Origin of the sequence: Gordonia sp. i37 (genome assembly GCF_002043085.1) — a bacterium.
GTDB lineage: Bacteria > Actinomycetota > Actinomycetes > Mycobacteriales > Mycobacteriaceae > Gordonia > Gordonia polyisoprenivorans.
Window position 1 is genome coordinate 1 of sequence record NZ_MVPX01000010.1, and the last position, 4,996, is coordinate 4,996.

The 4,996-nt window shown below is 65.9% G+C and carries 4 protein-coding genes; 3 read left to right on the forward strand and 1 reads right to left on the reverse strand.

Annotation, left to right across the window (positions count from 1 at the left end; translation table 11 throughout):
- Positions 1-97: Rho termination factor N-terminal domain-containing protein (locus B1964_RS00445; protein WP_172398705.1), on the forward strand; the 97-nt coding region annotated here is incomplete at its 5' end.
- Between the two features lie 44 nt (positions 98-141).
- On the opposite strand, the gene B1964_RS00450 is transcribed toward B1964_RS00445, so the two are convergent.
- Positions 142-1,941 carry a helix-turn-helix domain-containing protein gene (locus B1964_RS00450; protein WP_079928389.1) on the reverse strand — a complete coding sequence of 600 codons (1,800 nt, stop codon included), beginning with the start codon at positions 1,939-1,941 and terminating at the stop codon, positions 142-144.
- A 193-nt stretch (positions 1,942-2,134) separates the two neighbouring features.
- Here B1964_RS00450 and B1964_RS00455 point away from each other — a divergent pair, with 193 nt between their 5' ends.
- Positions 2,135-3,736 carry an NAD(P)/FAD-dependent oxidoreductase gene (locus tag B1964_RS00455; protein WP_079928390.1) on the forward strand — a complete coding sequence of 534 codons (1,602 nt, stop codon included), beginning with the start codon at positions 2,135-2,137 and terminating at the stop codon, positions 3,734-3,736.
- A gap of 42 nt (positions 3,737-3,778) precedes the next feature.
- Positions 3,779-4,984 (forward strand): serine hydrolase domain-containing protein, encoded by a 1,206-nt coding sequence (locus B1964_RS00460; protein WP_014358369.1) that lies wholly within the window; start codon positions 3,779-3,781, stop codon positions 4,982-4,984.
- Positions 4,985-4,996: the final 12 nt, after the last annotated feature.

A 4,996-nucleotide genomic window follows, 5' to 3' on the forward strand; every position in this document is an offset into this window, starting at 1 on the left:
CCCGACGGTCGCCGAACTTCGAGCGCAGGCGAAAGCCAAGGGCATCAAAGGCTATTCGTCGATGACCAAGGCCCAACTCCTCGAAGCCCTGAAGTAATACCAGGCGCTGTGTCGTTCAGGGCACTGGAGTAGTGCCCCGCCTTACACCCCGGAGATGCCGTACGCGTGGATCTTTCGGTACAGCGAGCTGCGCGAGAGTCCCAATGACGCGGCTGCGCGGACCCGGTTGCCGTCGCATTCGGTGAGTGCGGCGATGATCGCGTCGCGTTCGTTGGCCTCGAGCGTCGTCAGCGCGCGAGTGGTGTTCGCCCGGCAGTACCCGGGCAGGTCGTCGGGCTGGATCTCGCCGATGGGCCGCCTGCGCAGCGCCTCGGCGAGGGCCTCACGGAGTTGCGGGATGTTGCCGGGCCACGAGTAGGCGGCGAGGATGCGCATGGCCTTCGGACTGATCCGGCTGTTACGTTGGGGCGCCAGGGCTTTGACGACGCGCACCACGATCGTGTGGAGGTCGATACCCCGCAGCCGCAGCGGCGGGATGGTGACGGACTGACCGATGCCTGGAAGTGAGACCGCCGACGGATGGTCGTCGGTGGGCGGCTCGATGGTGACCGCGAGAAGGTACCCCGCATCGGTGGCGGTAGCCACCAGATCGGTCAACGTGTCCACGGTGATGGCGGAGACCTTGTCGAGATGGCGGATCACCAGCAGTGAGCAGTCGTCCACGGTCTTCTCGGGTCCGGCGACCTGTTCGCCACGTTCGACGCGTTGTGCGTCGATGACGACCACCGGTGCGTCGCCGTAGACCTCGTGGAAGGTCTCGGCGATCAGGCTCAGTCGTCCCGAGCCCGGCTCGCCGATGACCAGCACCCCGGTTCCCGATTCGAGGGCGGCGAGTGCCTCGGCGCGGGCGGCCTGCCATGCGGGACTGCTTGCCGGTTCGCTCCGCGCGATCGGCGTCGACAGCGACCGAAGTGGTTGCAGCCGAACCGAACCCGACGGCACCCCGGCATCCTCGTCGAGCAGCAGCACCATACCCACGGTGTCGCCGTTGTAGGTGATGGCGGTCGATCGCAACCGAATGCTTCGTCCGTCCTCGAGGGTGACCCGACGAGCGCCCGGATCGTGGCGAGACATCAGGAAACGAGTGAACTCCACCACGCGTTCCTGATCGGCCGGCGAAAGCATTTCTCGTGCACGCTCGTTGGCCATCACGGTATCGGCGCCGGTGAGCTGGGGCGTCGCGCTGCCGACGGCCATCACCGCTTGGCGCGGACGGGAGTCGGCGCGCAGATAGGTCTCGAAGAGTGCGCGCTTGGCCTGGCTGCGGTCGAGCAGCAGATTGCGGCCGATGTCGGCGGCGGCCGAGCGAATCAGCGCGTCCACCAGTGGATTCCAGGTGTCGGCGAGCATGCTGGCGTCGAGGACCCCGGCGACGCGTCCGGTCAACGGGTCGAAGACCGGGGCGCCGGCGCAGGCGAACTGTACGAGCGACTGGTTGAAATGCTCGCTGCCCACCACGGTGACGGGTGCTCCGACCTCGAAAACCGTTCCGACGCCGTTGGTTCCGACGCCGCTCTCGTCGAAGCAGAACCCGCGCTGGAAGTCGACGCGGTCGAGCACGCGGCCGACGGCCGTGGAGCAATCGCGCCGGTCGACGATGCGTGCCTTGGCGTCGGTCAGGGCGATGGTGACCGGGACGTCGGACATGTCCCGGGCGAGGCGCTCGATCACCGGTTGCGCGCAGCGGGCCAATCGGGAATCGAAGTCGATGTCCTCGAAGAATGCCACGGTGTAGCGATCGGCGTCGACGCCGGCATCGTGGCTGCGCTCCCAGGATGCCGCGACCACGTCGTCGACACCCGCGGCACCTGCGGGCCCGTACTCGAGAAAATCTGCCCGGGCGGCTGCGATGCGGAGCTGCCGCTCACGGATATCGGTCATCGTCGCGCGTCCTCCTCTCGTCGATCCCCCTCTATTGTGACCTGCCGCACAAAGCCGATTATGCAACGCCCTCAACTGCGACGACACCGTCCGGTGGGTCAGGAATGGTGTCCCAATTTGGGACACCCGGGAGTGCCCGGACACTCTCGACACTGGCCTTCGAACGTGAGCACCATCACAATCAGGAGGAACAATGGCAACAACCACACTCGACGCGGCCGTGATCGGCACGGGAGTCGCCGGCCTGTACGAGCTGCACATGCTGCGCGAGCAGGGACTCGAGGTGCGGGCCTATGACAAGGCGTCCGGCGTCGGGGGTACGTGGTACTGGAACCGCTATCCGGGCGCCCGCTTCGATTCGGAGGCCTACATCTACCAGTATCTGTTCGACGAGGATCTCTACAACGGCTGGAGCTGGAGCCAGCGTTTCCCCGGGCAGGAGGAGATCGAACGGTGGCTCAACTACGTCGCCGACTCGCTCGACCTGCGCCGCGACATCTCGCTGGAGACCGAGATCACCAGCGCCGTTTTCGACGAGGACCGCAACCGGTGGACACTGACCACCGCCGACGGCGACACCATCGACACGCAGTTCCTCATCACCTGCTGCGGGATGCTCTCGGCGCCGATGAAGGATCTGTTCCCCGGCCAGTCCGACTTCGGCGGTCAGCTCGTGCACACAGCGCGTTGGCCCAAGGAGGGCATCGACTTCGCGGGCAAGCGCGTCGGCGTGATCGGCAACGGCGCGACCGGAATCCAGGTCATCCAGTCGATTGCCGCCGACGTCGACGAGCTGAAGGTGTTCATCCGCACCCCGCAGTACGCGCTGCCGATGAAGAATCCGTCCTACGGCCCCGACGAGGTCGCCTGGTACAAGTCGCGATTCGGTGAACTGAAGGACACCCTGCCGCACACGTTCACCGGATTCGAGTACGACTTCACCGACGCCTGGGAGGATCTCACCCCCGAGCAGCGTCGGGCGCGGCTCGAGGACGACTACGAGAACGGTTCGCTGAAACTCTGGCTCGCCTCGTTCGCCGAGATCTTCTCCGACGAACAGGTCAGCGAGGAGGTTTCGGAGTTCGTCCGGGAGAAGATGCGCGCCCGCCTCGTCGACCCGGAACTGTGCGACCTGCTGATCCCGACTGACTACGGCTTCGGCACGCATCGTGTGCCGCTGGAGACCAACTATCTCGAGGTCTACCACCGCGACAACGTGACCGCGGTCCCGGTGCGCGACAACCCCATCACCCGCATCCGGGAGAACGGCATCGAGCTCGCCGACGGCACCGTGCACGAGCTCGACGTCATCATCATGGCGACCGGATTCGACGCCGGCACCGGTGCGCTCACCCGCATCGACATCCGTGGCCGCGACGGCCGCAGCCTCGCCGACGACTGGAGTCGTGACATCCGCACGACGATGGGCCTGATGGTGCACGGCTACCCGAACATGCTGACCACCGCGGTGCCGTTGGCGCCGTCGGCGGCGCTGTGCAACATGACGACCTGCCTGCAGCAGCAGACCGAGTGGATCAGCGAGGCCATCCGGCACATGCGCGCCACCGGCAAAACGGTCATCGAACCGACTGCCGAGGGTGAGGAAGCCTGGGTCGCCCACCACGACGAACTCGCCGACGCGAATCTCATCTCCAAGACCAACTCCTGGTACGTCGGGTCGAACGTGCCCGGCAAGCCGCGTCGGGTCCTGTCCTACGTCGGCGGCGTCGGCGCCTACCGGGATGCCACGCTCGAGGCCGCCGCGGCCGGCTACAAGGGTTTCGCACTGTCCTGACGGACAGTGTGATCCAGATCATATCCATGGAAGGATAAAGCTATGACCAGCACATTCTCTTCACTCGATGTCTCCGCGTTCACCAGTGCCGCCGATCGGATTCTCGCCGAAGCCGTCACCGGGGACGCCCGCGTGCCCGGCGTGGTGGCGATGGTGACCGACCGTGACCGCACCGTGTACTCCGGAGCTGCGGGCCAACGCAGCCTGGGCGGGTCGGCTCCGATGACCACCGACGACGTGTTCGCGATCTTCTCCACCACCAAGGCGATCACCGCGACCGCGGCGCTGCAGCTGGTGGAGGAAGGTCTCCTCGACCTCGACGCGCCGGCGAGCACCTATGCGCCGGCCATCGGCACCCTGCAGGTGATCGAAGGCTTCGACGACGCCGGCGAACCGATCCTGCGGGCACCGAAGTCGGTGCCGACCACCCGCCAATTGCTCACGCACACCGGCGGATTCGGCTACGACTTCTTCGACGAGATCTACAACCGGCTCGCCGAGGAGAAGGGGCAGCCCAGCGTCACCACGGCCAGCCGGGCGGCGCTGATGACTCCGCTGCTCTTCGATCCGGGCGAACGGTGGCAGTACGGAACCAACATCGACTGGGTCGGTCAGGTGGTCGAGGGGTTGCGCGGGAAGCGGCTCGGTGAGGTGTTCGCCGAACGCATCTTCGCCCCGCTCGGGATCGAGAACATGAGTTTCATTCTGCGCGAGGACTTCCGGTCGCATCTGACTGAGATCCACGCGCGTAATGCCGACGGTTCGCTGACCCCGATGGGTCTCGAACTACCGTCGCCGCCGGAGGTGGACTTCGGTGGACACGGCCTGTACGGGACCGTCGGTGACTACATGAAATTCATCCGGATGTGGCTTAACGACGGTGTGGGAGAAGGTGGTCGGGTTCTCAAGGCCGAGACCGTGGAGATGGCGCTGCGCAATCATCTCGGTGATCTGCCGGTCACCATGCTGCCGGGCGTCATCCCGTCGCTGTCCAACGACGCGGAATTCTTCCCGGGACAGTCGAAGTCGTGGTCGTTGCCGTTCATGATCAACAACGAGACGGCGCCGACGGGCCGCCCGGCAGGCGCCCAGGGATGGGCGGGGCTGGCCAATCTCTTCTACTGGATCGACCGGCAGAACGGATACGGCGGATACTGGGCCACCCAGATCCTGCCGTTCGGCGACCCGACCTCGTTCACCAAGTACATGGAGTTCGAGACGGCCTTCTACGACGCCCTGAAGAGCTAACCCCTGCACGGG

Excerpts from the sequence above, each read along its gene's own strand:
- B1964_RS00450 (WP_079928389.1), bottom strand. The coding sequence starts at position 1,941 with ATGACCGATATCCGTGAGCGGCAGCTCCGCATCGCAGCCGCCCGGGCA.
- B1964_RS00455 (WP_079928390.1), top strand. The coding sequence starts at position 2,135 with ATGGCAACAACCACACTCGACGCGGCCGTGATCGGCACGGGAGTCGCC.
- B1964_RS00460 (WP_014358369.1), top strand. The coding sequence starts at position 3,779 with ATGACCAGCACATTCTCTTCACTCGATGTCTCCGCGTTCACCAGTGCC.